Annotated in this window: 28 protein-coding genes; 15 read left to right on the top strand and 13 right to left on the bottom strand. The window is 58.0% G+C overall.

What is annotated here, in order from left to right:
- Nucleotides 1-101 precede the first annotated feature (101 nt).
- The 6 genes from HCG46_RS19615 to HCG46_RS19590 all read right to left on the bottom strand — a co-directional run bounded on the left by HCG46_RS19615 (nucleotide 102) and on the right by HCG46_RS19590 (nucleotide 4,534).
- Nucleotides 102-1,058, bottom strand: coding sequence for a methyltetrahydrofolate cobalamin methyltransferase (locus tag HCG46_RS19615; RefSeq protein ID WP_023003861.1), 957 nt, complete (start codon nucleotides 1,056-1,058; stop codon nucleotides 102-104).
- Nucleotides 1,059-1,952 (bottom strand): methylenetetrahydrofolate reductase, encoded by an 894-nt coding sequence (locus HCG46_RS19610; protein ID WP_023003862.1) that lies wholly within the window; start codon nucleotides 1,950-1,952, stop codon nucleotides 1,059-1,061.
- Entirely contained in the window at nucleotides 1,945-2,247 is a 303-nt protein-coding gene (locus HCG46_RS19605; protein WP_031270670.1) for a virulence factor, read from the bottom strand. Before HCG46_RS19605 ends, HCG46_RS19610 begins: the two co-directional genes overlap by 8 nt.
- Nucleotides 2,248-2,360: 113 nt before the next feature.
- Complete coding sequence (locus HCG46_RS19600) at nucleotides 2,361-3,008, bottom strand: DUF1638 domain-containing protein (RefSeq protein ID WP_055656430.1); 648 nt, start codon at nucleotides 3,006-3,008, stop codon at nucleotides 2,361-2,363.
- Between the two features lie 26 nt (nucleotides 3,009-3,034).
- Nucleotides 3,035-3,739: a B12-binding domain-containing protein gene (locus HCG46_RS19595; RefSeq protein ID WP_031270674.1), complete on the bottom strand. Its 705-nt coding sequence runs from the start codon at nucleotides 3,737-3,739 to the stop codon at nucleotides 3,035-3,037.
- Nucleotides 3,740-3,916: 177 nt separating this feature from the next.
- On the bottom strand, nucleotides 3,917-4,534 hold the full coding sequence (locus HCG46_RS19590) for a TetR/AcrR family transcriptional regulator (protein ID WP_168687135.1): 618 nt from the start codon (nucleotides 4,532-4,534) through the stop codon (nucleotides 3,917-3,919).
- An 87-nt stretch (nucleotides 4,535-4,621) separates the two neighbouring features.
- On the opposite strand from HCG46_RS19590, the gene HCG46_RS19585 reads away from it, so the two are divergent.
- Nucleotides 4,622-5,134: an anthrone oxygenase family protein gene (locus HCG46_RS19585; protein WP_168687134.1), complete on the top strand. Its 513-nt coding sequence runs from the start codon at nucleotides 4,622-4,624 to the stop codon at nucleotides 5,132-5,134.
- Nucleotides 5,135-5,510: 376 nt separating this feature from the next.
- Here HCG46_RS19585 and HCG46_RS19580 read toward each other — a convergent pair whose 3' ends face one another.
- Both HCG46_RS19580 and HCG46_RS19575 read right to left on the bottom strand, forming a co-directional pair.
- Complete coding sequence (locus HCG46_RS19580; protein ID WP_152511225.1) at nucleotides 5,511-7,181, bottom strand: formate--tetrahydrofolate ligase; 1,671 nt, start codon at nucleotides 7,179-7,181, stop codon at nucleotides 5,511-5,513.
- A gap of 146 nt (nucleotides 7,182-7,327) precedes the next feature.
- A complete protein-coding gene (locus HCG46_RS19575; RefSeq protein WP_062491737.1) occupies nucleotides 7,328-7,696 on the bottom strand; it encodes a hypothetical protein in 369 nt (122 codons plus the stop codon).
- 132 nt (nucleotides 7,697-7,828) lie between these two features.
- Here HCG46_RS19575 and HCG46_RS19570 point away from each other — a divergent pair, with 132 nt between their 5' ends.
- Complete coding sequence (locus HCG46_RS19570) at nucleotides 7,829-8,389, top strand: XRE family transcriptional regulator (protein ID WP_023003870.1); 561 nt, start codon at nucleotides 7,829-7,831, stop codon at nucleotides 8,387-8,389.
- Between the two features lie 24 nt (nucleotides 8,390-8,413).
- Here HCG46_RS19570 and HCG46_RS19565 read toward each other — a convergent pair whose 3' ends face one another.
- The gene (locus HCG46_RS19565) at nucleotides 8,414-8,944 is read right to left on the bottom strand and encodes an Lrp/AsnC family transcriptional regulator (RefSeq protein ID WP_168687133.1); all 531 of its coding nucleotides are present in this window, start codon (nucleotides 8,942-8,944) and stop codon (nucleotides 8,414-8,416) included.
- 84 nt (nucleotides 8,945-9,028) lie between these two features.
- Between HCG46_RS19565 and HCG46_RS19560 the strand changes: the two genes are divergently transcribed.
- The 4 genes from HCG46_RS19560 (at nucleotide 9,029) to tdh (ending at nucleotide 12,467) form a co-directional block, all read left to right on the top strand.
- Complete coding sequence (locus HCG46_RS19560) at nucleotides 9,029-9,412, top strand: RidA family protein (protein ID WP_168687222.1); 384 nt, start codon at nucleotides 9,029-9,031, stop codon at nucleotides 9,410-9,412.
- Between the two features lie 46 nt (nucleotides 9,413-9,458).
- Nucleotides 9,459-10,085, top strand: a complete 627-nt coding sequence (locus tag HCG46_RS19555) for a LysE family translocator (protein ID WP_055653531.1) — start codon at nucleotides 9,459-9,461, stop codon at nucleotides 10,083-10,085.
- Nucleotides 10,086-10,242: 157 nt separating this feature from the next.
- The gene (locus HCG46_RS19550; RefSeq protein WP_168687132.1) at nucleotides 10,243-11,430 is read left to right on the top strand and encodes a glycine C-acetyltransferase; all 1,188 of its coding nucleotides are present in this window, start codon (nucleotides 10,243-10,245) and stop codon (nucleotides 11,428-11,430) included.
- Nucleotides 11,427-12,467, top strand: coding sequence for an L-threonine 3-dehydrogenase (gene tdh, locus HCG46_RS19545; RefSeq protein ID WP_168687131.1), 1,041 nt, complete (start codon nucleotides 11,427-11,429; stop codon nucleotides 12,465-12,467). Before HCG46_RS19550 ends, tdh begins: the two co-directional genes overlap by 4 nt.
- Before the next feature lie 124 nt (nucleotides 12,468-12,591).
- Here tdh and HCG46_RS19540 read toward each other — a convergent pair whose 3' ends face one another.
- Complete coding sequence (locus tag HCG46_RS19540; RefSeq protein WP_031270681.1) at nucleotides 12,592-12,795, bottom strand: YgaP-like transmembrane domain; 204 nt, start codon at nucleotides 12,793-12,795, stop codon at nucleotides 12,592-12,594.
- 253 nt (nucleotides 12,796-13,048) lie between these two features.
- Between HCG46_RS19540 and HCG46_RS19535 the strand changes: the two genes are divergently transcribed.
- Nucleotides 13,049-14,113, top strand: a complete 1,065-nt coding sequence (locus HCG46_RS19535) for an NUDIX domain-containing protein (RefSeq protein ID WP_055653537.1) — start codon at nucleotides 13,049-13,051, stop codon at nucleotides 14,111-14,113.
- 56 nt (nucleotides 14,114-14,169) lie between these two features.
- Nucleotides 14,170-15,576 (top strand): nicotinate phosphoribosyltransferase, encoded by a 1,407-nt coding sequence (locus HCG46_RS19530; RefSeq protein WP_168687130.1) that lies wholly within the window; start codon nucleotides 14,170-14,172, stop codon nucleotides 15,574-15,576.
- Between the two features lie 65 nt (nucleotides 15,577-15,641).
- Here HCG46_RS19530 and HCG46_RS19525 read toward each other — a convergent pair whose 3' ends face one another.
- A complete protein-coding gene (locus HCG46_RS19525; RefSeq protein ID WP_168687129.1) occupies nucleotides 15,642-16,859 on the bottom strand; it encodes a crosslink repair DNA glycosylase YcaQ family protein in 1,218 nt (405 codons plus the stop codon).
- A gap of 212 nt (nucleotides 16,860-17,071) precedes the next feature.
- Here HCG46_RS19525 and HCG46_RS19520 point away from each other — a divergent pair, with 212 nt between their 5' ends.
- Entirely contained in the window at nucleotides 17,072-17,878 is an 807-nt protein-coding gene (locus HCG46_RS19520; protein ID WP_168687128.1) for a transporter substrate-binding domain-containing protein, read from the top strand.
- A gap of 37 nt (nucleotides 17,879-17,915) precedes the next feature.
- Nucleotides 17,916-18,683 (top strand): sulfite exporter TauE/SafE family protein, encoded by a 768-nt coding sequence (locus HCG46_RS19515; protein ID WP_062489099.1) that lies wholly within the window; start codon nucleotides 17,916-17,918, stop codon nucleotides 18,681-18,683.
- A 264-nt stretch (nucleotides 18,684-18,947) separates the two neighbouring features.
- Here the strand turns inward: HCG46_RS19515 and HCG46_RS19510 are convergent, their stop codons facing one another.
- Nucleotides 18,948-19,982 (bottom strand): GlxA family transcriptional regulator, encoded by a 1,035-nt coding sequence (locus HCG46_RS19510; RefSeq protein ID WP_023003882.1) that lies wholly within the window; start codon nucleotides 19,980-19,982, stop codon nucleotides 18,948-18,950.
- Nucleotides 19,983-20,099: 117 nt separating this feature from the next.
- Complete coding sequence (locus tag HCG46_RS19505) at nucleotides 20,100-20,945, bottom strand: LysR family transcriptional regulator (protein ID WP_075281513.1); 846 nt, start codon at nucleotides 20,943-20,945, stop codon at nucleotides 20,100-20,102.
- Nucleotides 20,946-21,051: 106 nt separating this feature from the next.
- Here HCG46_RS19505 and HCG46_RS19500 point away from each other — a divergent pair, with 106 nt between their 5' ends.
- The 5 genes from HCG46_RS19500 to HCG46_RS19480 all read left to right on the top strand — a co-directional run bounded on the left by HCG46_RS19500 (nucleotide 21,052) and on the right by HCG46_RS19480 (nucleotide 25,653).
- Nucleotides 21,052-21,492, top strand: a complete 441-nt coding sequence (locus HCG46_RS19500; protein ID WP_205838585.1) for a hypothetical protein — start codon at nucleotides 21,052-21,054, stop codon at nucleotides 21,490-21,492.
- 213 nt (nucleotides 21,493-21,705) lie between these two features.
- Complete coding sequence (locus tag HCG46_RS19495) at nucleotides 21,706-22,518, top strand: ferredoxin--NADP reductase (RefSeq protein ID WP_023003885.1); 813 nt, start codon at nucleotides 21,706-21,708, stop codon at nucleotides 22,516-22,518.
- A gap of 244 nt (nucleotides 22,519-22,762) precedes the next feature.
- Complete coding sequence (locus HCG46_RS19490; protein WP_168687127.1) at nucleotides 22,763-23,626, top strand: N-acetylneuraminate synthase family protein; 864 nt, start codon at nucleotides 22,763-22,765, stop codon at nucleotides 23,624-23,626.
- Nucleotides 23,627-23,690: 64 nt separating this feature from the next.
- A complete protein-coding gene (locus tag HCG46_RS19485) occupies nucleotides 23,691-24,440 on the top strand; it encodes a class I SAM-dependent methyltransferase (protein ID WP_168687126.1) in 750 nt (249 codons plus the stop codon).
- Between the two features lie 31 nt (nucleotides 24,441-24,471).
- The gene (locus HCG46_RS19480; protein WP_168687125.1) at nucleotides 24,472-25,653 is read left to right on the top strand and encodes an acylneuraminate cytidylyltransferase; all 1,182 of its coding nucleotides are present in this window, start codon (nucleotides 24,472-24,474) and stop codon (nucleotides 25,651-25,653) included.
- Nucleotides 25,654-25,717: the final 64 nt, after the last annotated feature.

Raw genomic sequence — 25,717 nt, 5'->3', positions numbered from 1 at the left:
AAAGGGAGGGGATTGGGGTGGAGATTCCATCCTGAAACTGGTGAAAAGCCACCCTGTTTGCGGAAGGGGAGAGAACCGCAAACGTGTTATGACATCTGGGCTCAGCCGGCGGACCGACGCGCCGCGCGTCCACCGCGGCGGCGACCGCCTGCAGACGCACCACCTTCACCAGGTGCTGCAACCGCACCTGCAGCAGCAGGCTGGTGATCACGGTAGGTCATGATCCATTCCGAGCAGTTCGGATCAGTGCCGTTGAGCACGTTCGCCGCACGTACGGCTTCCATTTCCTGCGGGCGGCACGGGTTCATGATCGCGGAGGTCATGCCGGCACCGATGACCATCGGAATGAAACCGGCATTGATGCCGTGGCGATGCGGTAGGCCGAAGGAGATGTTGGAAAGGCCGCAGGTCGTGTTGACCTTCAGCTCTTCACGCAGACGGCGCAGCAACCGGAACACCTGCTGACCTGCGGTGCCCATGGCGCCGATCGGCATCACCAGCGGATCCACGACAATATCGTGTGCGGGAATGCCATAGTCGGCAGCATGCTGAACGATCTTCCTGGCGACTTCGAAACGAACGTCCGGATCTTCGGAGATACCGGTCTCATCGTTCGAGATCGCCACCACCGGCACGTTGTATTTCTTGATCAGCGGAAGGATCGCTTCCAGCTTCTCTTCTTCACCGGTCACGGAGTTGACCAGCGGACGGCCCTTGGCAACCGCAAGGCCTGCCTCGATGGCGGCGGTCACGGATGAATCGATAGACAAGGGAACGTCGACAAGTTCTTGAACTATCTCAAGAGTTTTGACGAGGAGTGGCGGTTCGGTCTCGTTCGGGTTGACCGCTGTCACGCCTGCGTTGACGTCAAGCATGGTCGCGCCTGCAGCCACCTGGGCCAGCGCATCGGCCTTGACGGTTTCGAAGTTGCCTTCGGCCATTTCCGCCGCCAGCTTCTTGCGGCCGGTCGGGTTGATCCGCTCGCCGATCACGCAGAACGGCTGATCGAAACCGATAACGATTTCCTTGGTGGCGGACGCGACAACAGTGCGGGTCATTTATGCGCTCTCATTGGCAGTCAGGATTGAAGACGAGGTTTGAAAAGACCAGCTCCCGCGGCTGTGAAGCCACTCGGCGGTTTTCTGGATACCGCCGAAGGGATAGGCGTGAATCTGGGCCAACTGGGTGTTCGGCTGGCTGGTGACGCGGGTCTCCAGCGGATCGACCATCGTGTCGGGATCGTAGCCCGACAGCATGGAGACGACGGCACCGCCGCGCTTCTTCAGGAAGTTGAAGGAATTTTCGACACCGGCAAAAGCGGCATATTTCAACAGGGTCGTCATCTTTGCCGGACCGGCAACGCCGACATGGACCGGGAATTCGTTGCCCCATTCGCGCAGCTCGTCCAGCCACAGGCTGACGCGGTGCGGATCGAACCCGAACTGGGTGACAATGCGGAATTCCGCATCGCTTTCGCGGGCAAGTTCGTGCTTGCGCTGCAGGAAGCTCTTGATGACGTCCGGCTTGATGTCCGGTGCGCCTTCCGGGTGACCTGCAACGGCGATCTTCTTGATGCCGAGCTTGTCGAAGAGGCCCGTCTCCAGAAGGGCGACGGATGAGGTGAGGGGGCCGGCTTTTTCTGCTTCACCGGCAATGGCCAGAACCTCGGTCGCACCTGCTTCCTGGGTCAGACGCGTGATGCGGCGCTCGAAGTCCTCGCGGCTGGCGTACCGGCGGGCCGCCATATGCGGAACGGCGGTCAGCTTGTTGTCGCGCAGGATGCGGGCGGCATCGACGATCATGTCTTCCGAGCAGTTGCCCAGATCCGTGACATAGACCTGCGTGCCTGCCGGAATAAATTCCAGAAGCTCGGTCTTTTCGACCACCTGCTTGGGAGACATTTCGGTAGAGGCGGGAAGCCGCCCATTGGCCAACAGGCGCTGATCAGTCATGTTCCGAGCCTCCATTTGCGAGCAGGGTTTTCAGTCTCTCTTTCGGATAGGCCGAGACCAGGTCGGTCAGGGCCGCGTCCGCTTCCGTTTCCAGGTCGTCCGTGACGGAGACCGGGTCTGTCCGGCGCCACTCCGCCATGTAGGCGTCGCTGTCCTTCGCTCCGATCCGCATCGCGCAGGCATCAATGGCTTCCATGAACATGGCCGGCAGTTCCCGTCGGGCGGATTTGCGCCCCTGTTTCACCAGGATCTGTGCCGGGATGTCCCGCCAATAAACGATGATTTTCTGCGCCATTCTCGGACTTTCCTCCTGAGAAACATGTTTGCCGGAAGCTGGCTGATCCAGGACGCCTGATAGCGGCATCATCACGTGAAAAACCGACTTGTCCGGATGCTATTTTGCGACGCTCAGTCCGCCTGGCCCTTGTCCAGAAACGGCTGAAGCAATCCATACCCGGTTCGGCGCATTTCAAACGGCAGACCCAGCCGGTCCGCCGCGCGCCGCGCCGCATCCTCAAGGGCAGGGTCATCGGTCTGCGCAAGGTAAAGAACACGGGTGTAATGAGCGAAATACATGTCCCGCAAATGCGGGTGCCAGTCGAGGCCGAGTGGTTCGATGACCATGGTCTGGAAGTGACGGGCCAGGAAGTCGGTCAGGTAGAAGGTGCCGAGCTGGTCGTCTTCCATCTGGTCGAATTCGTCTATCCCCGTGAAGAAGGCATAGCAGTGCGCGCCATCGATGCGTCTCGCGCCGGTTTCTTCCAGCACCTTGTCGAGCAGGCCACCGGTTCCGCAATCGCCGTAGGCAATCAGAATGTCGGAATAGGTGTCCGCATTCTTGAGGATGGCCCGGCGGACTTCATCAGGGATCTTTTCCGGTGAGTTGTGAAGCTTCGCCGGAAGGCAGGTGATGTCGAGATGATCGAGGCGGTTCTTTTCGCGGATGGCAACGATTTCGCGTGCCAGAGCCCCGCAGGCAATAACAAGAACGCGGCCGGCCTTGTCGTCCGCGCTCCCATCCGTTTCAACCGGAAAGAGAGGCTCGCCCACCAACATTTCGGCAGCCTCCTTGAACATTGCCGTCAGCCCTTGTTGGCCAGCATGTTGTGGCGGCGGGCGATCAGATCTTTCGCCATTTCCACAGCAACGGCCGCGTCGCGGCAATAACCGTCAGCACCGACGGCTTCGCCGAATTCCTCGTTCAGCGGTGCACCGCCAACGAGCACGATATAATCGTCCCGGATGCCCTTGGCCTTCATTTCGTCGATCACGACCTTCATGTAGGGCATGGTGGTGGTCAGAAGAGCCGACATGCCGAGAATGTCCGGCTGATGCTCTTCAATGGCCGCAAGGTAGTTTTCGACAGGGTTGTTGATGCCGATGTCGATCACTTCAAAGCCTGCGCCTTCCATCATCATCGAGACAAGGTTCTTGCCGATGTCGTGGATGTCGCCCTTCACGGTGCCAATGACCATCTTGCCAACCTTCGGCGCACCGGTTTCCGCCAGCAGCGGACGCAGGATGCCCATGCCGGCTTTCATGGCGTTGGCGGAAAGCAGCACTTCGGGAACGAACAGGATGCCATCGCGGAAGTCGACGCCGACGATCCGCATGCCTTCGACCAGAGCCTTTGTCAGGATGTCGTAGGGAACCCAGCCGCGTTCCAGAAGAATGTTCACGGCATCCGTGATTTCTTCCTGAAGACCGTCGTAGAGGTCGTCATGCATCTGCTCGACAAGTTCGTCGTCAGAAAGGGAGGCGAGATCAATATCGTCTTCGTCAGACATGGGCAGCTCCAACCAGGCACAACGGCCATCAACTTAGTGCAAAACCTTATGCCTCAAGCCGGATTCGCCGATATCTCCAAAGCGACACGGCTAGTCGTTTACGCGACAGGGAAATCAAGCCAGGCCGTTCAATGTCAATTTTGTACGCTGACGGGAAATGTTTGTAGCTGTCTAAACTTAAGAGAAGGCAGTGGCGCTGCCTGCCGAAAGAAGCTTCACGCCCTGCCAGGCGGTTTCCGCACGGGCGTCGATGTCGTTTTCCGACCATTCAGCCACGGCGCGTGTCACCAGCCGGATTTGAAGATCGCCAATCAGCAGGGACAGATAGATTTCCGCCGCGGTTTCCGTCTCAAGGCCTGTCAGCAGTCCGTCGCCCTGAACCTTCGCGACAAGGTCGGTTACGAGCGGCCTGATCGCGTCGCGACCGCTTTGCGCGAGGGCAATTCCAAGCGTGCCGGTCGTGTCGGCGGCAGCTGCACGGTTGAGAGCGATTGCAGCCGGGTTCGAAAGAACGCCCAGGAGACGTCGGCCGAAGTTCCGCAGTGCTTCGGTGGGAGACGGGTTGTTTTCGATACACTCTCGAAGTGACTGGCGAATGTTTTCTGCATTGCGATCCACCAGGGCGCTGAACAACCCGGTCTTGTCTCCATACCAACGGTAGAGCGTTTCGTTGGAGGCCTTTGCTTTTTTGGCGACTGCCAGCATCGACAGGTTGTCATAGCCCTGATCCAGCAGCAATTCGATCGCCGCCGCTTCTATGGCTGCTTTCCGTCGTTCCCTGGCTTCCGCCCGCATGTCGTTCTCTCCGTCGGTTGCTCAAAACCGTAATCGATGTTACGGAAATTACAATCCGTACACTTAATTACGGTTTTGGAGTTTGGGATGTATCGACTTGCACTTGGAACCGGTCTCCTGGCGCTTGTTTTTGCCGGGGCCATCTTCGGTTTCTTCTATGCCTGGGTCTGCTCAACCATGTGGGGCCTGGATGCCACTGACCCTCGCATTGCGATAGCAGCCATGCAGGCCATGAACGCGTCTGTCCGCAACGCCGTTTTTGCGCCCGCTTTCTTCGGCACGCCTTTCGTTCTTGCTCTTGCCGGGGTCTTCAGCCTGTTGTCTGGCCGGCGCGCAGCCGGGGTCGCCTTTGTAGGGGGAGCAATCATCTATGCGCTGGGTGGCATCATGCTGACGTTCCTGGTCAACGTGCCGATGAACCTCGAGCTTGCTGAGGCAGCGATCCCGGAAAACCTGAATGAAGCGGCAATGCTCTGGCGGTCCTATTCCGAGCCTTGGCAGGAGTGGAACCAGACACGGACCGTCTTCTCGGGCCTTTCCCTGTTGTTGGCTGCAATCGGTCTCGTTCTGCTCGGCCGACATCCACACCGCGCTACCTAGCCAAAATCTCAACTTTCTTCATGCGTGGCTCGACCATCGCATCCACGCTGTTTGACTTACGCAAGCGCGGCCTTCGTTCGAGGCGATGTTTCGGTATGGATTGCAGGGTCGAGCCCTGCAATGACGGAGGAAGTGACGGATTGGTACTTTCTTTGATGGATTATGCAATTTGTTGGCAGGCAAACCGCTCGATCTTTGCCTTATCTTCGTCATGCCTTGGCTCGACCATGGCATCCATGCCGTTTCAGTTCCTCTTGTGTAGCGTTTGAAGCGATGTCATTCCGCCGTAGGCTGAGAGACCGTGGACCGCACGCCACACAAAAAAGGCAGGTCCTGAGACCCGCCTTTACTGGTATTCGGCATCAATCCCGAATGATCAGAACAGACCTTCGATCTGACCTTTTTCGTCCAGTTTGATGTGGTTGGCTGACGGCACGCGCGGCAGGCCGGGCATGGTCATGATTTCCCCGCAGATCACCACGATGAAACCGGCCCCTGCCGACAGGCGGACTTCGCGGACCGGCAGGCTATGGCCGGTCGGGGCGCCTCGGCGCTGCGGGTCGGTCGTGAAGGAATACTGGGTCTTGGCCATACAGACCGGCAGATGACCGAACCCGTCGGCTTCCCAACGCTTGAGCTGGTCGCGCACAGACTTGTCTGCCAGAACTTCGTCTGCCCGGTAGATCCGTTTTGCGATGGTTTCGATCTTCTCGAACAGGGACAGGCTGTCGTCGTAGAGCGGTGCGAACTGCGCCGCGCCGCTTTCGGCAAGGGCTGCCACACGGGTGGCAAGTTCTTCGGTGCCTGCGGAGCCGTTGGCCCAATGGGTCGCCAGGATCGCTTCAACGCCGAATTCGGCGCAGTAATCCCGCACGGCCTGAACTTCCGCTTCCGTGTCTGCTGTGAAGTGGTTGATGGCCACAACTGCCGGAACACCGAACTGTTTGACGTTCTCGATGTGGCGTCCCAGGTTGGCGCAGCCTTTTTTCACGGCCTCGACGTTCTCGCTGCCGAGGTCTTCCTTGGCAACGCCACCATTCATCTTCAAGGCCTTGATGGTGGCGACGATGACAACCGCATCCGGGCTGAGGCCTGCCTTGCGGCATTTGATGTCGAAGAACTTCTCCGCACCAAGATCTGCGCCAAAGCCAGCTTCCGTCACCACATAGTCGGCCAGCTTCAGGGCTGTCTGGGTAGCAACCACGGAGTTGCAGCCGTGTGCGATGTTGGCGAAGGGGCCGCCGTGAATGAATGCGGGATTGTTTTCGAGCGTCTGCACCAGGTTCGGCTGCATTGCTTCTTTCAGCAGCACGGTCATGGCGCCGTCTGCTTCCAGTTCGCGCGCGGTGATCGCCGTGCGGTCGCGCCGGTAGGCAACGATGATGTCACCGAGCCGCTTCTGCAGATCTTCGAGATCGGTGGCCAGGCAGAGGATTGCCATGATTTCGGAGGCGACGGTAATGTCGAACCCTGCTTCACGCGGAAAGCCGTTGGCAATGCCACCAAGCGAACAGACGATGGAACGCAGTGCGCGATCGTTCATGTCCATCACCCGGCGCCAGACCACGCGGCGAATGTCGATGCCCAGTTCATTGCCCCAGTAGATGTGGTTCTCGATCAGGGCGGCGAGCAGGTTGTGGGCCGAGGTGATGGCGTGGAAGTCGCCGGTGAAATGCAGGTTGATGTCTTCCATCGGGACGACCTGCGCATAGCCGCCGCCGGCTGCGCCGCCCTTCATGCCGAAACAGGGGCCGAGCGAAGGTTCGCGCAGGCAGATCATCGCGTTCTTGCCGATCCTGTTGAGACCGTCGCCAAGACCGACCGTTGTGGTCGTCTTGCCTTCGCCGGCCGGGGTCGGGTTAATCGCCGTCACCAGAATCAGCTTGCCGTTCTTGCGGCCATTGAGGTTGGCAATGTAGTCGGCGGAAATCTTGGCCTTGGTGCGCCCATAGGGCAGGAGAGAGTCTTCGGGAATATTCAGCCGTGTGCCGATCTCCTGAATGGGTTTCATCTTGGCTGCACGGGCAATTTCAATATCGCTGGCCATGTGTTCTCTCTCTCCGAAGCGTTTCCGATTTCTTGTTTTCCGGATGCGGTTTTGCACCGCCCCGACTTGTGCCGGAACGCTATGGGAGAGGGCGGTGCAGCAAATGTTCCGAAAGCGACAGGATGCGCCCCGGAAGCGACGGCAATTCAATCGGCGCGGTTGCGCAGCACTGTTGCGAGAAAAACCAGCATGGTCAGAACCGCCAGAACAGAGCCGGCTTTGGCCATGATTTCCCCTTCGGCGTTGATCGCAAATACGATCCCGGGCACCAGTACGATGACGGTGAGAACCGACAATCCGTAGTGGATGAGCGCAAGGCGCGAGGCGGCAGCCTTTGGTGCAAGGGCGTAGTAGGCACCAAAGACGGCCATCATCACGAAGCCGATCAGGTTGAGATGCCCATGCGCTGGCGCAAGTGTGTGATCAGTGGTCGCGGACATGTGGATGCCCCAGGCCATGCCGATCAGGGCAAAGAGTGCGGCCGTGGCAAAATAAAGACGTGGTATCGCTTTCATGTGTTCCCCCCTGAAGACGATGGCCATTCCTGTTTTCAGGTCCTGGCCGAGGGAAAGCTTACATGATTTGTGACAGTTGGATGACGGGAAAAGTAAATTGCAATATCTGGCGAAACGGATTTTAGTTCCGCAATGACAGATTCAGACATTCTCTCCCGTTTGCCGGCCCGCCTCAAGAAAGCGCGGCGTGCCCAGGGGCTCTCGCTTGAGGCCGTTGAAAAGCTCTCCGGCGTTTCCCGCTCCATGGTCAGCCAGATCGAGCGCGGGGAGTCGAACCCGACTGTCGCGACACTGCTTAATCTGACCAGAGCCCTGAATGTCGACTTTGCAGGTCTGCTGGGGGAGGAGGCAGCCGAGGATCGGGTCGAGATCGTGCACGAACATCAGACCCCGGCGCTCGACAGGGCGGGAGACGGCTGCAAGATCCGCATCCTGTCACCGCCTCAGGACACAGGCCGGTTCGAAATCTATGAGCTGATATTCGCGGCAGATGGAAAGCTCGACAGCAAACCGCACGAACGTGGGACGCGGGAGCAACTGATAGCCGAAGACGGCCAGCTTGAAGTCACGTCCGGTGTGGCCAAAGGTGTCATCGGAAAAGGGGACACGGCTCGCTACGCCGCCGACGTGCCCCATTGCATTGCAGCCGTTGGCGGCCCGGCTCGGGCGATCCTGATGGTGATTAAGTTCTGAAGGCCGCGAGCGCTTCCTTGACCTTCACACAGCCGGCAGCGGCACATCAGGCCAGGTTTCCGTGACCTCCGCTTGCACCGGCCGGTCGAGATACGTCGTCAGCACCACATAACTTCTGGTCGCCCTTACGCCCGGCAGGGCATAGACCTGTGCAAGGAAGTGTTCCATCGCGTCGGCATTGGCCGTCCGCACCTTCAGGATGACACAACAGTCGCCCGTGACGGAATGGAGTTCTTCCACTTCCGGAAAGTCCCGCAGCTTCATCATCCGCTCGCTCTTGCCCCATCCGCTGGCATCCACATGCACGAAAGCCAGAAACGGTTTGCCGACAGACATGGGATCAATGGCGGCGTTGGTGGAGGAGATGGTGCCGGACGCGATCATCCGCTTTACCCGGTCATGCACCGCCGGTGCGGACAGCCCGACCTTGGTCCCGATCTCGGCATAGGTCTGCCGGGCATTGCGCACCAGCTCGCCTAATATTCTTCGGTCGAATGCGTCCACGGGGCGGCCGGGAGTGCTGTTTTTCTGAATGGTCTCTTTATTTGATTTCATTCGGCGAGATCCTTGTTGCGGTGAATCGTGTTCGTCTGAACAGTCATATCCGAAACAGATTTCGGAAGAAGGATCTTCGACTTGATGGAGCGGACAATCAACCCGGACAAGGGCATTTACCCGGCAACACCGGATTATGTGCATGCCCTGGAAGTGACAGGTGCAGGGCGGTTGCTCTTCGTCAGCGGCACCATGGGGCTTGATGTAATCGGCCGGGCTCCAGCGAGCCTGGAAGAGCAGCTCGATCTGGTTTGGGCGAACCTGCGCCGGGTCCTGACTGAAGCGGACATGACGACCGACAATATCGTCCGCGTCACCAGTTATCTTTCAGATCCGGACCATGCCGAAAAGAACCAGGCCGCACGACTGGAGGCACTGGGCGCCCGACGCGTCCCGACCACCGCCATTGTGGTTCGAACGCTGACACCCGAGTGGATGATCGAAATCGAAATTGTCGCGGCCGCTTAGGCGAAGCAGCAGTTCTCGGCAAATCTGGCGAGCGCAGGAGAAAGCAATGCAGTTCGAGACCTATCTGATCTTTCTTGTCACGACAGCTGTCGTGGTTTTCTCTCCCGGTGCGGCGGCCGTGGCCGTTGCGTCGCAAGGGGCGGCGAATGGTGGGCGTCGGGCACTTGGTGGCGTTTTTGGTATTGCGTCTGCCAATGCCGTTTATTTTGCGCTTTCGGCAACCGGCATTGCCTCACTGATCATTGCTTCCAACCTGGTGTTCTCGGTAATCAAATGGGCTGGTGTAGGATATCTCGTCTGGCTGGGTCTGACCGCACTCTTCACGCCGGCAGGCGCAATCCGCGTCAAACGGTCCGGGCGGCAGTCCAGCCTGAAGGCGTTGTTCGCCCAGGGGTTTGTGATCGAGTTCGCCAATCCGAAGGCACTGCTCTATTTCGCAGCCATTTTGCCCCAGTTTCTCGACATCAATGCCCCCATTGTTCCGCAGATCCTGATCATGGGCATGACGACTTTCCTGATCGACCTGACATCCTACACGGCATATGCCTTTCTGGGGGACCGTCTGACCCGTGGCGAGATGAAGAACTGGGTTGTAGGTCTCGTCAACAAATGCGCCGGGATTGCCTTGCTCTATGCAGGTTTTCGAATGGCGGGTGTCACTGTAATGCGTTAGTATCTGCGGATATTTCCTGGCCGGAAAGGCTGATGCGATCGCCTGGATCTTACAGAAGGGCAGTTGCAAGAATCCGTGATACCGGAAATAGAATCTTTTATTCTGGACAAATATCCGGCATAGTGGAGGAGATATCCATTTTGCCGGAGGAAGCCCTGTGTCCGATGCCTTTCTGTCGCATATTTCCGAGACGCTTAGAGAAATCGAGGCCGAAGGGCTCTACAAACGCGAGCGGTTGATCACCTCGCCGCAGGGCGGTTTGATCACGGTTGGCGGGCGCGAGGTTATCAACCTTTGCGCAAACAATTACCTGGGTCTGGCCGATCATCCGGCTCTCGAGGAGGCGGCCCGCAAGGCTCTTGAGCCGAAGGGCTACGGCATGGCGTCCGTGCGCTTCATTTGCGGAACGCAGGACATTCACCGCCAGCTTGAACAGCGTCTGGCCGAGTTTCTAGGCAAGGACGATTCCATTCTGTTCGTTGCCTGTTTTGACGCAAATGGCGGCTTGTTCGAACCTTTGCTCGGTCCTGAGGACGCGATCATATCGGACGCGCTCAATCACGCATCGATCATAGACGGTATTCGCCTGTGCAAGGCCCGGCGCTATCGCTACGCCAATTCCGATATGGCGGATCTGGAAGCGAAGCTGAAGGAAGCTCGGGCCGCCGGTGCCCGCCACATCATGATCGCGACCGACGGTGTCTTCTCGATGGACGGCTATCTGGCCAACCTGCCGGGGGTGACCGAACTGGCCAGGCAATATGATGCCGTGGTGATGGTCGACGATTGTCATGCGACCGGCTTCATGGGGCCGAAGGGCAAGGGTACCCCGGCGCATTTCGGGGTTGATGTCGATATTTTGACGGGAACGCTCGGCAAGGCGCTGGGCGGCGGCATTGGTGGTTACATTGCCGGGCCTCAGCCGGTTATTGACCTGTTGCGCCAGCGGGCAAGGCCCTATCTCTTCTCCAACTCTCTGCCACCGGCAGTGGTCATGAGCGGTCTTGAAGCCATCCGCCTGGTGGAAGAGGGTGACGATCTGCGCAAGAATCTTTTCGACAATGCCGGCTATTGGCGTGCAGGCCTTGAAGCGCTCGGCTTCACGCTTCTGCCGGGTGAGCATCCCATCATTCCGGTGATGCTGGGCGAGGCAAAGTTGGCCCAGGAAATGGCGGCAAAGCTGTTTGAGGAAGGCGTCTATGTCTCCGGTTTCTTCTTTCCTGTGGTGCCGCGCGGTCAGGCCCGCATTCGCACGCAGATGAACGCGGCCTTGACCCGGTCCGATCTGGACCGCGCACTGGAAGCCTTCGAAAAGGCCGGCAAGGCGACGGGGGTTCTGTCATGACCAGCAACCAGATGAAGGCGCTGTCCAAGTCCGAGCCGAAAGAGGGCCTCTGGATGACTCGCGCGCCGGTGCCGGAAATCGGTCCGGACGACGTTCTGATCAAGATCCACAAAACCGGCATTTGCGGCACGGATATTCACATCTGGAACTGGGACGACTGGGCGTCGAAGACCGTGCCGGTGCCGATGATTACCGGTCACGAATTCGCCGGCGAAATTGTCGAACTCGGCAAGAACGTCACCGACCTTGAAATCGGACAGCGATGCTCAGGCGAGGGGCACCTGATCGGACGGCACTCACGCCAGTCTCGCGCGGGCAAGTTTCATCTGGATCCGGAAACCCGCGGCATAGGCGTCAACGAGCAGGGTGCCTTTGCAGAATATCTGCGTTTGCCGGCCTTTAATGTTGTGCCTTTGCCGGACGAGATCGACGATGAGATCGGCGCCATTCTCGACCCGCTCGGCAATGCGGTTCATACCGCACTCAGTTTCGATCTGGTTGGAGAGGATGTTCTGATCACCGGAGCCGGTCCGATCGGCATCATGGCCGCTGCTGTTGCCCGTCATGTCGGGGCGCGCAATGTCGTTATCACCGATATCAATCAGGCGCGTCTCGACCTTGCAACGAAGGTGGCCGACGTGGTGCCGGTCAATGTCGCCCGGGAAGATCTGAAAGGCATCGAGAAGAAACTCGGCATGAAGGAAGGCTTCGACGTCGGCCTGGAAATGTCCGGCAGTCAGGTAGCGCTCGATCAGATGGTCGAGAACCTCGTGATGGGCGGGCGGATCGCACTGCTTGGTATCCCACCCGGAAAGTCGCCCGTCGACTGGTCACGCATCGTGTTCAAGGCGATCACGATCAAGGGCGTTTACGGCCGGGAAATTTTCGAGACCTGGTACAAGATGATTGCCATGCTGCAGAACGGTCTGGACGTGCGCAATGTCATCACGCACCGATTTGGTGTCGATGATTTCGAACAAGGTTTTGCTGCCATGAAGTCCGGCGAAGCCGGCAAGGTAGTCCTCAGCTGGACCTGAGCCGGCTGAATGGCGAAGGGAACTTCAGCAGCTACATGAACAATCAAGTGACGCAAGATCGCTCTCGATCAGATCGAGGGCGATCTTTTCGCGCGCGTTTCTTTCCTGGCGGCGTTGCACCGTTTCAGGCAAAGCCGGATTTCTGCGGCAAACCCAGCTTTTTCAGGACCATCACCACCGGGCAAAGTCCGGTAAAGGACGCCTGGACGAGATGGGCGCCGAGAATTCCGGTGAGCCAAAGCCAGTTGAGATTGACGTAGACAGCCAGCAATACCGACGCAAGTATCAGCAGGCCGACCACGAGAAGAATGGCGCGTTCGACAGTCATCGTATTCTCCCAAGTTTCATTCATTCGAAACAGAGAAATTATGCGCCCATTTTACCGCGTTGAACAGGTCCTTGGTTCCGGCAGGACACATCGCCAGGCAGGGATCTCACCGGCGTAATCGCGGCAATTTCCGGATCGACAAGAGAATAATACTCATTTTGAGCATTATTCTCTTGCTAATGCTCAAAATGAGTATTAGATGAGATGCAGCCGAGGAGTTCGGCTGTATTCCAAAAATTCGAGGGAGGCTCGAATGTCAAAATTTCACTACGGCGTTTTTGTCGGCCGCTTTCAGCCGTTGCATGCCGGCCATGAGGCCGTCATCAGATCTGCGCTGGAACAAGTCGATACGCTGATCGTGCTGATCGGGTCTTCCGGTCAGGCGCGCACCCCGCGAAATCCCTTCACTTGCGCCGAACGCGAAGAAATGTTCGCAAAGGTGTTCAAGCACGAGCTGACCACCGGCCGTCTGATCCTGAAGCCTGTTTCGGATCATCCCTATTCGGATGCTGCCTGGTGCGCCGAGGTTCAGCGAGCCGTCAATGAAACCGTGCTTGCCGATTACAACAAGGGCGGTGTCGTTCTGCATGGCTTGCAGGATATCGAGATCGCGCTTGCAGGCTATGGCAAGGACCGCACGAGCTACTATCTCAAGCTGTTTCCCGAATGGGGCAATGTGCAGTTGGCCAGCCAATACGGCACCTTCTCGTCGACAGACGTGCGCAGGCAGTTGTTCCAGCGCATCCCGGTCATATCGCGGTCGGTTCTGTCGGCCGGCGTGGTGGAGTGGCTGGAAGCCTTCGTTCTGACGGAGACCTTTCGTGCACTTCTGGAAGAGGCCGAATACCTGGATGCTTATCCCGGGCAATGGGGAAGAGGACCGTTCGTGACGGTGGATGCCGTCGTCATCCAGTCCGGAAACATTCTTCTGGTCGAGCGCGGCCAGGCTCCCGGCAAGGGGTTGCTGGCTCTGCCCGGCGGTTTCCTTGATCCCAGTGAAAGCATAAAGGACGCCGCGATCCGCGAGTTGAAGGAAGAAACCGCCATCAGCGACCACAAGGGAGAAATTCCCCCGGCGATGCTGGCGTCTTTCATAGACGGAACCAAGACAAGGGTCTTCGACCATCCTGACCGGTCGTTGCGTGGCCGCATCATCACCCACGCGTTTCTGTTTCGCCTGCCTGAACGGCGCGAACTGTTTTCAGTCACGGGTGGTGACGATGCCAGGTCAGCCAATTGGCATCGCCTTGGCGACCTGAAGTCCGAGCAGTTCTTCGAAGATCACTGGTCCATCATCCAGCTGATGGCGGACCTGTAACAGCGCCTGCGGGGGAGGCCCGCAGGCAATCGCACCTGTCACGTGAGGAGTTCACAATGACAAATCCACTTCTGGCGACTGACAGCTACAAGCAGTCGCATTTCAAGCAATACCCTCCGGAGGCCCGCAGGATTTCTGCTTACCTGGAAGCAAGGCCAAATCCGTTTTCGGACAGCGTCCTGTTCTTCGGGCTGCAAACCTACCTGAAGGACGTGCTTCTCAAGCCGATCACGGCATCGGACATTGCGGCGGCTGATCGGATCTGTGCTGCCCATGGCGTTCCCTTCAACCGGGAAGGTTGGGAACAGATCCTGACAGATCATTGTGGCCTGTTTCCGCTGGAGATCAAGGCGCTGCCGGAAGGAACACTGGCACCGAGTGGTGTGCCGCTGGTTCAGGTGGAAAACACCGACGAGCGCATGCCCTGGCTGACGACCTGGGTGGAAACCGCCTTGTTGCGGTCGGTCTGGTACCCGTCGACGGTTGCGACGTTGTCTTTCAAGTGCAAGGAGATCCTGTATCGCGGTCTTCTGGAAACGTCCGATGATCCGGACAGCCAGATCCCGTTCAAGCTGCACGATTTTGGCGCGCGCGGTGTATCTTCTGCCGAAAGCGCCGCTCTTGGCGGCATGGCCCATCTGGTCAACTTTGCCGGCACCGACACCATGGAAGCTCTGGAAGCGGCCATGACCTGGTACGGCGCGGATGTGGCGGGCTTTTCGATCCCGGCAGCTGAACACTCGACTATGACAAGTTGGGGCCGTGAGCGGGAAGTCGACGCGTACCGGAACATGCTGGTGCAGTTTGGCCGTCCCAATGCCCTGGTGGCGGTCGTTTCAGACAACTACGATCTCGGCAATGCTGTCGAGAACCTGTGGTGCGGCCGGTTGAAGGACGAGGTGCTGAAATCGGGGGCAACGGTCGTCATCCGCCCGGATTCCGGCGACCCTGTCGAAATGCCGTTGAAGGTTATGGAAACCCTTTGGCAGCACTACGGCGGCTCGGAAAACAGCAAGGGTGCGCGCGTGTTGCATCCGTCGGTTCGCGTCATTCAGGGTGACGGCATGAAGCTCGACACCATCAGGCAACTGGTGGAAGAGCTGGTGCGTCGCAATTGGTCGGTCGACAACATCGCCGTCGGAATGGGCGGGGGACTGTTGCAGCAGGTCAACCGGGACACGATGCGCTTTGCCATGAAGGCAAATGCGATGAAAACCGCTGACGGCACCTGGCGCGATGTCTCCAAGAACCCGGCGACCGATCCCGGCAAGGCCTCCAAGGCCGGTCGTCAGGCGACGGTCCTGGAAAACGGCGTGCTGAGCGCGGTTCGTCTCGAAGCGGTTGGCGGCAGAACCGATCAGTTGCAGACGGTCTATCGCAATGGCGTGCTGGTGAAGGACTGGACTTTCGAAGAGGTACGCGATCTGGCCCGAAAGCACCTGTTGGAAAGGGTGGCGAGCTGACCACATGATTGACCCATGGTGTTGGCCGGATGACCGGCCAGCACTGGAAACAGTGGTGCGGACGGCTAAAGGGCCGTCCGTTGCCAATCCGGTTCGTAGGTGATGTCGGAAACGCCGGCAAAGCGGGCGGTGCGTTCCAGCTCCGCCTGTAGTTTGGCCTCCCGGCCCTTTGAGGCTCTGATGCCTTGTTCCGGCCAGTAGGCCCGCACATGAAGCCTGTTCTCGCTCCTGAGTGCCTTCATGTCGATGCGGCCGATCAAACGGTCGCCTTCCATGACAGGGAAGACGTAGTAACCGTATTGGCGTTTAGGCTCAGGCACGAAGATCTCGATCCGGTAGTAGAATCCGAACAGGCGCTCAGCCCTTTTGCGGTCGCGAAGTGCAGGATCGAACGGCGACAGGATCCGCACCCGCGAAGGCGGTTCTGGAAGCTCGGAAAGCGTATCCAGCGTTTCCGGATAGGCGAAAACCTTCCGCCAGGATCCATCGACACACTCAACTTCAATTTCGGTAATCGTGCCCGCAGCCTTTGCTGCCGTGCACCAGTCCTTGGCTTCCTGTGGCGTGATCAGGTCCCAGAAGGCAGCAATCTCGCCGGAGGTCGCAAAGCCCAGCCTGTCGAGCGCGGAGCGGGCTGCCCATTCTGTCGTTTCTTCAAAGTCATGAGCAGCATTGAGATGTTGCGCCGGAATGACCCGTTCCGTCAGGTCGTAGACTTTCTGAAACCCGTTCCGGCCGGTAACCGATAGTTCGCCGGTGCGCCACAGAAACTCGAGTGCTGCCTTCGAGGGATGCCATTCCCACCAACCGCCATTGCTGCGTTGCTCGTCTTCACCGACAGATGCCGACGTGACCGGACCATGGTCGCTGATCCTGTTCAGAATCTCGTCGAATTTCCGTTCGAACTCGTTCTGGTGCCAGTTGCGCCACCTGTTGATGAGGTTTTCCTTGTCTCGGCTGAAGCGCAGGCGCCAATGCCGGAAAAACTCTGTCGGTATGACCGACGCATCGTGCGTCCAATGCTCGAACAGATGCCGGTCACGCTCGGCAAGAAGCTTGAGGTTCTTTTCCTTGTAGGCTGGTCGCCGGGCAGCCAGGATCATGTGGTGCGCGCGGGCGACAGTGTTGATGCTGTCGAGCTGCACGAAGCCGATCTGGTCTATGACCGCAGCAAGATCATCGCCTTTTCCGGTTCCCTTGGGGGCGGATGCAAGGCCGTGTCTTTCGAGGAAGAGCTGCCGAGCGATACGATTCGGCAGCCGGGGCAGGAGGGAGGCATTCATGCGGCAAGGCTAGCATCTTCCAGGTTTCAAAGAAAATGACCGCAGGGATCTTATTGTAATTTTTTGCAAGAGCGACAGATGCCGTTGTCAAAATGAAACCGCAAATACAACGCATGTACACGTAAAACGTGTTTTTTTGATTGACCGATTAGTCAAAAGAAGTTTCACTGATTTGTCTGACTTCATTCATGGCTTTGTTTGAGCGGTATAAAATGAGTGTTTTCAATCATTTGAGAAAGAGAATACTGGTTTCGGGTCTTGCTTGCCTGGCTTTGACGCTGTCCTCTACTACCCGTGCCGACACGAATGACTGTTCCTCCGTCAAGGTGAACGGTTCCAGTGTCTGGTACCCGATTTCCATGCGCCAGGAAGCCGATGTCAGCCTCAACGGTGTGTTTCCTGACCTCGCAATTGAAATCTTTTCAGCATTGGATTTGCCTTTAGTCATGGGGCCGGATCTACCGTGGAAACGGCTTTTGACATTGCTTGAGCATGGTCAGATCGACGTCCTGGCGGGGGCCTATCTGACTGACGAAAGGCTCGCCAAGTTCGGCGTCAGTCTGCCGGTCATGCGCGAAGATGTCGGTGTCTTTGTCCGCACCAGCCTGGATATCCGCCCTGCATCTCTTGAAGACCTTGCGGGACTGAGGGGCGTTGCACCGTTCGGGGCATCGTTTGGAGAAGAATTCGAGACCTATGCGGCTGCCAAACTGTCCATCGATCGGCAACCCTTCGACGACTTCAAGACCAACATGTACCTGCTGGCAGAGGATAAGGCCGACTATCTGGTCATTGCCCGCCGGGACGGCGAGATGATGATCCAGGAAGCCGGGGTCGAAGGAAAGGTCGAAGTCCTGCCGTGGTCTGCGGCTGTCAACACGGTTCATTTCCTGTTCTCCCGCGCGACACCGTGTATAAGAATGCTGGAGTCCTTTGACGAGGAACTGCAGCGTCGCCGTGAATCCGGTGAGCTGAACAAGCTGATCGAAGGCTACACTCTGCCCACGGGCGACGGATAGAAGAAGCAAGAGACCCCATGCAGCAACAGGTGAAGGCGTGACGGATTTAGGCGCAGCCGGTCCGGGACTGATACTGATTGCCGTGCTGGTGTTTCTGAGCGCAGGGTTCATCAAGGGGCTTGTGGGCTTCGGATTGCCGACAATCGGGCTTGGCCTGATGACTGTGTTTGTCGGTGTCGAAAAGGCGATGGTCCTTATCCTCTGGCCGGCATTCCTGACCAACCTCTGGCAAAGCCTGTCCGGTGGTTACCTGCGCGTTCTCTTGCCCCGTCTCTGGCCCTTTCTGGTGTCAGCCGTGGTGATGCTCGCCGCCGGAACCTTCATCCTCACCCAGTTGCCGGAAGGTGCCGCCGATCTGCTTCTGGGGATACTGATGGTTTCCTACGCGGTGCCGATGCTTGCAGGGCTGGTGCTGCATATTCCGGAAAACCGGGTCGTCCCGGTTGGAGTGGTCGTCGGGCTGGTTAACGGTGTCCTTTCGGGACTGACGGGGTCCTACACGGTGCCCGGTGTCATGTATCTGCAGGCGCTGGGGCTCACGCGAGACGAACTTATCCAGGCAATGGGTCTCTTGTTCCTGCTGTCGACGACGGCGCTCGGTATTTCACTTGGCGGTTTCGGACTGATGGGAGGCCAGGAAGCCGTGGCCTCTGCTGCGCTGGTCGTACCGGCCCTGACCGGCGTCTGGTTTGGACAGCGCGCACGCAAGAAAGTGTCGGAGGCCGGTTTCCGCCGGCTCGTGCTGGCAGCCATCCTCGCCCTTGGCCTTTACCTCATTCCACTGGGTCTCTGGCGGCTGCTCTAGCTTTTCCGGCAGAAGTCTCGGCGGGAAATCGTGGCGCTTGGGAGCGCAGCCAAGGACTTGCGTTTCCAACGACATTCCGGCCAAGCGAAGCGCGAGCCGGGACAGAGACAACGTTGTGTTCGCTGTCTTCTTCGGCTTGTTTCGCCAGATCTCGGCACACCGATCACGGATCTTCGCTACGCTACGTCCTGGTTGACCATGGCGGGCTACAAAAAAACGCCGCGAAGACCGCGGCGTTCGAGGACTGGTTTTTCAGGCCGCGTCTTACTTGGCGATCAGCCGCATGGGGGTGGCGGTGCCGACCCCGGATGTCGTCTTGGTGTTGGCCCACTGGTAGGACTGACGTTCCTCCGTCGGTGTGCACAAGAAGCGCTCGCGGTAGCATTTGGTGAAATGCGAGGTGGAGGCAAAGCCGCAGGCCAAAGCGACATCCAGCACCGGGCGGCTGGTCCGGCGCAACAGGTCGCGCGCGGTTTCAAGGCGCAGGCGCAAGTAGTACTGGCCGGGCGTGCAGTTGAAATGACGCCGGAACAGGCGCTCCAGCTGGCGCGGCGACAGGTTGACCGTCATCGCAAGTTGCTGGCAGCTCAGCGGGTCTTCGATATGCAAATCCATGATCCGGATCGCGTCGAGGATCTTGGCATTCGAAATGCCGGTCCGGGCCTCGATGTCATGGCGCTGTGCAGATTCGCCGGAACGCATGTTCTGGTAGAGCGCGACTTCGGCAACTTCATGGGCAAGATAGGCACCATGCTGGATCGCGATCAGGCGCAGCATCATGTCGAGCGACGCCATGCCGCCGGCACAGGTGATGCAGTTGCGGTCGATCGCAAAGATATCGGACGTTACTTCGACATCCGGAAATTCTTCCCGCAGGGATCTCAGGTTTTCCCAATGGATGGTGCAGCGGCGACCGTCGAGAAGATGATACCGGGCAAGCAGATAGGCACCGGTGCAAATGGCGCCAAAGGTGCGGCCCATTGCGTTCAGACGGCGCAGCTTGTTGCCGAGTTCCGTGTCCAGCGGCAGGCGCTCGACGTCGATGCCGGTGCACAAAAGTGTAATGTCGGCATCGTGCAGGTCGCGAATAGATTTTTTAACCGCGACTTCGCAGCCGTTGCTCGCCGTGACGGGATTCCCGTCAAGCGAATAAGTTGTCCATTGGTAGTACTCTCTTCCCAAAAGGCGATTTGCTATTCTGACAGGTTCGATAACGCTGGCGAAAGCGTTCATGGAAAATCGCTCCATGAGCACGAATGCTATCTTCTGGCCTGATTCATCGTGCGCGCGTCCGGACATTTACTGTGCCTCTATGGAAGGTATTATTGCCATTTGTCTTTGGCTTTCAGCAAGTTTTGCAGTTTGTATTTATCTGTCAAATAAAAAACGCTTACAGACCTGATATTCTCGTAAATGTCACAAACGAATTGGCAACGTTGCCCAGCCCGTCATCCAGGTGCGGAACATTTCATCGGCAAATGCTGTCTTTTTCACCGCGATGCCGACGCTGCGCCGCTCCAGGCCTTCATGGTCGAGCGGAACGCCCGTCAAAGTATCCTTCATCTTCAAATGACCGGCTGGAAGGATGGCAGCGCCAAAGCCTAATCCGGCCAATTCCAGTACCTGCTGATCGTTGACCGCTTCAGCTGAAACGTTCAACGGCAGGCCCGCCAGGGCGAATTCAGCCAGCAGGGCATCGTAATTCGGGCAATATCTGCGGGAGATCAGGGACACGGACTGAAGGTCGTTCATGGAAATCCTGTTGCGCCCGGCCAGCGGATGAGACCTTGCAACGGCAAGTACATAAGGCTCGCTGTAGAGTTCCCGGTACTTGTGGCTCTTGGGGGAACAGGCCTTGTCGACCAGAGAAAGTTCCGCGTCCGCCGCTGCCTGCTCGAAACGCATCTCCAGTGTCGGATAAGTGGTGCGCAGGGCATGGAACGCCCCCTGAAACGCGGGAAGCAGAATATCGGGCGCCGTATAGAGGCTCAGGCGAAGCGGGGGTTCTTTCAGGAAGCGGTTCTCGGCCTCTCCGACAGCCCGCAGGATAGACTGGGCATGGTGATATAAATCGCGACCAGCCGGTGTCGGGCGTAACCCGGTACGGGAACGGACAAACAGCGACGTTCCAATTGCGTCTTCAAGTTTCTGCAAGGCCTGGGACAAGGACGGTTGGGAAATACCATGTCCCGAGGCTGCCGCGCTGATCGTTCCCAATTCGAAGGCGCTGACGAAATAGCGAAGCGGGGTCACTTCAAGCATAGGAGTTGCCTATATCAATGATAGAAAGCATAGGAGTATACTGCGAAATAAGTTGAGGGCACAACTCGGGCGGTCAATTGCAACGCCGTACCGAAGGAACTCCCGAATGAATTCCGCAATACCCCTGTCTCCGTCAGAAACCTTTCCGCTGCCTCGAACCGAACCGATCGCTATTCATCGTGTGCTTGATCTGTTTGAAAAAGGGTCACCGGAACTCTTCGGCGAACTGTCGGAACAGCTGGATTTCCGCATCGACCACTACCGCGATGAAACCGACGTTGCCTGGCAGGTGGCCTCCGGGCTGGAGGAAATGGCTGGTGTCCTGCAGCGCCTTGCACAGGACATTTTTCCGAAGGGAACACATATTCTCGCTCTCGCCTCCCAGGCATTGGGGCAGGGATGGTTCCTGACCCGTTTCGAGCAAAGGTTCTTCTATCCTGTCAGGAACTGCGAATGCGAAAGCATCACCTATATCCTCAGCCACGAAGACCACGGAAAGCTCGATTTCTTTCGGGAAACCGTGACGACAATTGAAGAAAGACGCTGACGTGTAATGCAGGTGGCGTGGCCGTCCGGCATCGCCGGATGGCCTGTCAGGAAAGGCCAGCGAATGCCTGCAGGCCGGAATCTTGAACATTTTTAGAATGATTTTTTTGAACTAAGTGCGTTTAGTGGATCGCAGTTGCTTCAAGTCAAGGCTGGACTAGTGCTACATGAGGCACAATCTAATACGAGCGCTGACATACGGACCAAGATTGACATGAACGTACTTGCCAAACCCGCCGACCTCGAAGCTGCCGCCCCGGCTGGCGCTTTCGTCGAGGAAGTGAAATCCGTCCAGCATTACACGGACCGCCTGTTCCGCTTTCGCATGACACGCCCGGCGAGCTTCCGCTTCCGGTCCGGGGAATTCGTGATGATCGGTCTGATGATCGACGGCAAGCCGCTCTATCGCGCTTATTCCATCGCCAGCCCGGCATGGGACGAAGAGCTCGAGTTCTTCTCCATCAAGGTTCCAGACGGCCCGCTGACGTCTCATCTTCAGAAGATCCAGCCGGGTGATGCCGTGCTGATGAAGAAGAAGCCGACCGGCACGCTGGTGAACGATGCGCTCATCCCCGGCAAGCGCGTTTACATGTTCTCCACCGGAACCGGCATCGCACCGTTTGCGAGCCTGATCCGTGACCCGGACACCTACGAAAAATTCGACCAGGTGATCCTGACCCATACCTGCCGTGAAGTTTCCGAGCTGAAATACGGCGAGGACCTTGTTCAGGAAACCATCAACGATCCGCTGATCGGTGAGTTCGCAAAGGACAAGCTGGTCCACTACACCTCCGTGACTCGTGAAGACTTTCCGCGTCAGGGCCGTATCACCGATCTGATCAAGTCCGGCAAACTGTTTGAAGACCTCGGCGTACCGCCGCTCGATCCCGCCGTTGACCGCGGCATGATCTGCGGTTCCATGGACATGTTGAAGGACACCAAGGCGCTTCTGGAAGAAGCAGGCCTCACCGAAGGTGCAAACAACAAGCCGGCAGAGTTCGTTGTCGAGCGTGCGTTTGTCGGCTGAGTCGGCAACGGCTTAATCTGTTATTAATGCTTAGATCTTTGGCCGGGGGCGCGTGTTTAACACGTGCCCCCGCGGCTTTATTAATGATCTATTTTGGGTTTTCCAAAGAAAGCAGGGTCGATACACCCTAATATGGGGTTCGCGGGTGGACAGACATTGCCTGCAGTGGCAAGAATCTGTCTTAAAAATGGCAAGTCAGCAGGGCCACTTGAACGCTGCAGGCCAAACATCAAGGTACTGAGCCATGATCTCCGACAGTCGAACCTATGTGATTGCCGAAATCGGTATCAACCATAATGGCGATATCGACCAGGCCCTCGAAATGATCCGCAAGTCGAAGGAGGCCGGGTGCGACGCAGTCAAGTTTCAAAAGCGTACGATCGACGTCGTCTATTCCGCTGAAGAGCTGGCGCGTCCCCGTGAAAACGTCTTCGGCGCAACGAACGGCGATCTGAAGCGCGGCCTGGAATTCGGCAAGGCCGACTACGACCGCATCGACAAGCTGTCGAAGGAACTGGGCATCGACTGGTTTGCCTCGCCTTGGGACGAAGGCTCCGTCGATTTCCTACTGGACTACGACACGCCCTATATCAAGGTCGCTTCCGCGATGGTGACCGATCGGGATTTCCTGGAGTATTGCGCTCGCAGTGGCCGGCCCTTGCTGGTTTCCACCGGCATGAGCGACATGGCAATGGTGAAGAGCTTCGTTGACGTGATCGAGCGCTCCGGCGGCGAGATCGCCTGCCTGTACCACTGCACCTCCACCTATCCGACGCGCGATGACGAGATCAATCTGCTCGGCATTTCGACCCTGAAGGACGCTTTCCCCCATCTGAAGATCGGTTATTCCGGTCACGAAGAAGGTATCCTGCCAAGCGTCTGTGCCGCCGCTCTTGGGGCGTGTTCCATTGAACGGCATGTCACGCTGGATCGCTCGGACTGGGGTTCCGACCAGAAGGCGTCGCTTGAAATGCCGGAAGTCGCTGAGCTGGTTTCGCAGGTGCGCCGTGTGGAAGTGGTCCGGGGTGACGGGGTTCTGCGGATTTATGAAGACGAGAAGCCGATTGCGGAAAAGCTTCGCCGGAAAGTCACGCTGCAGGCAGCGTGAGACGATTGAGGTATTGGTGGGCTGACCGGAACCGGTCGGCCCTTTTTTTGTTCAAGAGCCATTTATGTCCATCATTGACCGCTGCCTGAATCTTTACCGGGGGGAGAGCTATTATGTGGCTTATCCAGCCCGGCCGCTCCCGCAGGACTATTGGGAAGCAAAGACGGATCCGGACGGCAAGGTCAGGGACATTGAAGCCGAGCGTGGTCAGCGCAAGGAAGATGTTCGCTATATCGCGGACTACGTCAACGCACGGTCGCCGGGACGAGTGCTTGATATCGGCTTCGGCCTTGGCGAATTGCTTGAGCAGCTCACGGGCAAGAACGAGTGTTTCGGCCTGGATCCTTCCGAGAAGGCGGTAGAGGTCGCTCGCCAATGGTGTACGGCCGAGCTTCGTCACGGTGTTCTGGAGAAGGGGACGTTTCCTTCAAGCACGTTCGATGTGGTGACCGCCAACCATGTCATCGAGCATGTCGACGAGCCGATCCCCTTTGTTGAAACCATCTTCGAGATCCTGAAACCGGGTGGTGACTTCATTTGTGGCACGCCGAATTTCGCTTCAGCGGCCGCCCGGGTCTACGGAGATCGTTTCCGGTTGCTGCATGACCCAACTCATGTGAGCCTGTTCTCTGACGATTCTCTTGTCAGGCTGCTGCGTGACACGGGATTCCGCATCGAAATGGTCGAATATCCCTATTTCGGAACACGTTTTGCCACGCGCGAAACGTTCGACAGCATGGTACGGGCCGACGCGGATGTGTCGCCGGCGTTCTGGGGATCTTTCGTAACCGTGTTCGCGCGCAAACCAGAGTGACCCCAGCTTCCCAGAGGTGGTTGAGCAGAAAATGAAAATAGTAGCGGCCATTCCTGCCAGAGGCGGTTCCGTCGGTCTTCCGGGTAAAAACATCCGGCCCTTGAACGGCATTCCGCTTGTCGGCCGGACCGTGCGTGCCGCACGCGGGTCGCGTTTCGTGTCCGAAGTATTCGTCTCGAGCGATTCAGCGGAAATTCTGACAGTCGGTGAGAAATACGGCGCCAAATCCGTTTTGCGCCCGACCGAACTTTCCGGACCGACCGCGAGCTCGGAATCCGCGTTGATCCATCTTCTGCAGAACGAGCCAAGCCTTGTCAGCGAACCGCCGGACATTCTGGTTTTCCTGCAGTGTACGGCCCCTTTCACGCAGGCACATCATGTCGACCATGTTGTGGAAGCGCTGCTGACCAAGAATGCGACCAGCGCGATCTCGGTGGTCGATGACCATGGCTTCTACTGGGAAGTCGGCCCTGGCGGCGAAGGCGTCGGTCTCAACCATGATCCGAGCAAACAACGCGTCCGCCGGCAGGATATCTCTGCAAGATACAGGGAAAACGGTGCCGTTTACGCCATGCGTGTTCCCGAATTCCTGGAAGCGGGCAACCGTTACTGCGGAAAGACGATCCTGGTTCCGGTGGATTCGACCTGGATCGAGATCGATACTTCGCAGGACTGGGACATGGCCGAGGCTTTCATCCGGTCAGAACCCTTCACCGGCTTCCTGACCGAGACTGAGACCCAGCCCTTGCGGGCGGTGGTGACCGCCTTTGCCGGTGTGCATACGGACAATACAGTTTTCGTCAATCGAGACGGCACGGAATCGATCGTCTGCAACCGGTATGACGAAATCGGTCTCGACCGTCTGCTTGGCCGCGGCATGATGCTGCTGATGCTGGATCGGGAAGAGGACAGTCTCGCTGTCCAGCGCGCCCGCAAGCTTGCCATGGATTACAAGCATCATCTGTTCGACAAGATGGAAACCCTTTCGGACTGGCGCACCAAAAAGGGGCTGGAGTGGTCCGAGATTGCCTATATCGGCGCAGACATTGCGGATCTCGACTGCATGAAGGCTTGCGGTCTGAGCATCGCGCCGCGCAATGCGCCGGCTGAAGTGAAGGCAACGGCAACGGTGGTTCTGGAAAGTGCCGGTGGTGCCGGTGTGCTGAATGAAGTCTCCGAGCTGCTGATTGCACGGGGTATGATTGCCAACTGACAGGACTGGCATCACTCCAGGTGGTGACATGGAAGAATTTGGGTTCGGGGATTGCGATACGTGC

The sequence above is a fragment of the Labrenzia sp. PO1 genome, from assembly GCF_012273635.1.
Classification (GTDB): Bacteria; Pseudomonadota; Alphaproteobacteria; order Rhizobiales; family Stappiaceae; genus Roseibium; species Roseibium algicola.
Note: the sequence above shows the minus strand (reverse complement) of the source record. Positions and strands in the feature narration are given on the sequence as shown.

Bases quoted from the DNA above. Each gene is read 5' to 3' on its own strand.
- HCG46_RS19575 (WP_062491737.1), bottom strand. From the start codon at position 7,696: ATGAAAGCGATACCACGTCTTTATTTTGCCACGGCCGCACTCTTTGCC.
- HCG46_RS19590 (WP_168687135.1), bottom strand. From the start codon at position 4,534: ATGCGGGCGGAAGCCAGGGAACGACGGAAAGCAGCCATAGAAGCGGCG.
- HCG46_RS19530 (WP_168687130.1), top strand. From the start codon at position 14,170: ATGACAAATCCACTTCTGGCGACTGACAGCTACAAGCAGTCGCATTTC.
- HCG46_RS19585 (WP_168687134.1), top strand. From the start codon at position 4,622: ATGTATCGACTTGCACTTGGAACCGGTCTCCTGGCGCTTGTTTTTGCC.
- HCG46_RS19580 (WP_152511225.1), bottom strand. From the start codon at position 7,181: ATGGCCAGCGATATTGAAATTGCCCGTGCAGCCAAGATGAAACCCATT.
- HCG46_RS19480 (WP_168687125.1), top strand. From the start codon at position 24,472: ATGAAAATAGTAGCGGCCATTCCTGCCAGAGGCGGTTCCGTCGGTCTT.
- HCG46_RS19520 (WP_168687128.1), top strand. From the start codon at position 17,072: ATGAGTGTTTTCAATCATTTGAGAAAGAGAATACTGGTTTCGGGTCTT.
- HCG46_RS19605 (WP_031270670.1), bottom strand. From the start codon at position 2,247: ATGGCGCAGAAAATCATCGTTTATTGGCGGGACATCCCGGCACAGATC.
- HCG46_RS19565 (WP_168687133.1), bottom strand. From the start codon at position 8,944: ATGAAATCAAATAAAGAGACCATTCAGAAAAACAGCACTCCCGGCCGC.
- tdh (WP_168687131.1), top strand. From the start codon at position 11,427: ATGACCAGCAACCAGATGAAGGCGCTGTCCAAGTCCGAGCCGAAAGAG.
- HCG46_RS19540 (WP_031270681.1), bottom strand. From the start codon at position 12,795: ATGACTGTCGAACGCGCCATTCTTCTCGTGGTCGGCCTGCTGATACTT.
- HCG46_RS19610 (WP_023003862.1), bottom strand. From the start codon at position 1,952: ATGACTGATCAGCGCCTGTTGGCCAATGGGCGGCTTCCCGCCTCTACC.
- HCG46_RS19600 (WP_055656430.1), bottom strand. From the start codon at position 3,008: ATGTTGGTGGGCGAGCCTCTCTTTCCGGTTGAAACGGATGGGAGCGCG.
- HCG46_RS19500 (WP_205838585.1), top strand. From the start codon at position 21,052: ATGAATTCCGCAATACCCCTGTCTCCGTCAGAAACCTTTCCGCTGCCT.
- HCG46_RS19510 (WP_023003882.1), bottom strand. From the start codon at position 19,982: ATGTCCGGACGCGCGCACGATGAATCAGGCCAGAAGATAGCATTCGTG.
- HCG46_RS19595 (WP_031270674.1), bottom strand. From the start codon at position 3,739: ATGTCTGACGAAGACGATATTGATCTCGCCTCCCTTTCTGACGACGAA.
- HCG46_RS19615 (WP_023003861.1), bottom strand. From the start codon at position 1,058: ATGACCCGCACTGTTGTCGCGTCCGCCACCAAGGAAATCGTTATCGGT.
- HCG46_RS19495 (WP_023003885.1), top strand. From the start codon at position 21,706: ATGAACGTACTTGCCAAACCCGCCGACCTCGAAGCTGCCGCCCCGGCT.
- HCG46_RS19560 (WP_168687222.1), top strand. From the start codon at position 9,029: ATGGAGCGGACAATCAACCCGGACAAGGGCATTTACCCGGCAACACCG.
- HCG46_RS19570 (WP_023003870.1), top strand. From the start codon at position 7,829: ATGACAGATTCAGACATTCTCTCCCGTTTGCCGGCCCGCCTCAAGAAA.
- HCG46_RS19555 (WP_055653531.1), top strand. From the start codon at position 9,459: ATGCAGTTCGAGACCTATCTGATCTTTCTTGTCACGACAGCTGTCGTG.
- HCG46_RS19525 (WP_168687129.1), bottom strand. From the start codon at position 16,859: ATGAATGCCTCCCTCCTGCCCCGGCTGCCGAATCGTATCGCTCGGCAG.
- HCG46_RS19505 (WP_075281513.1), bottom strand. From the start codon at position 20,945: ATGCTTGAAGTGACCCCGCTTCGCTATTTCGTCAGCGCCTTCGAATTG.
- HCG46_RS19535 (WP_055653537.1), top strand. From the start codon at position 13,049: ATGTCAAAATTTCACTACGGCGTTTTTGTCGGCCGCTTTCAGCCGTTG.
- HCG46_RS19485 (WP_168687126.1), top strand. From the start codon at position 23,691: ATGTCCATCATTGACCGCTGCCTGAATCTTTACCGGGGGGAGAGCTAT.
- HCG46_RS19490 (WP_168687127.1), top strand. From the start codon at position 22,763: ATGATCTCCGACAGTCGAACCTATGTGATTGCCGAAATCGGTATCAAC.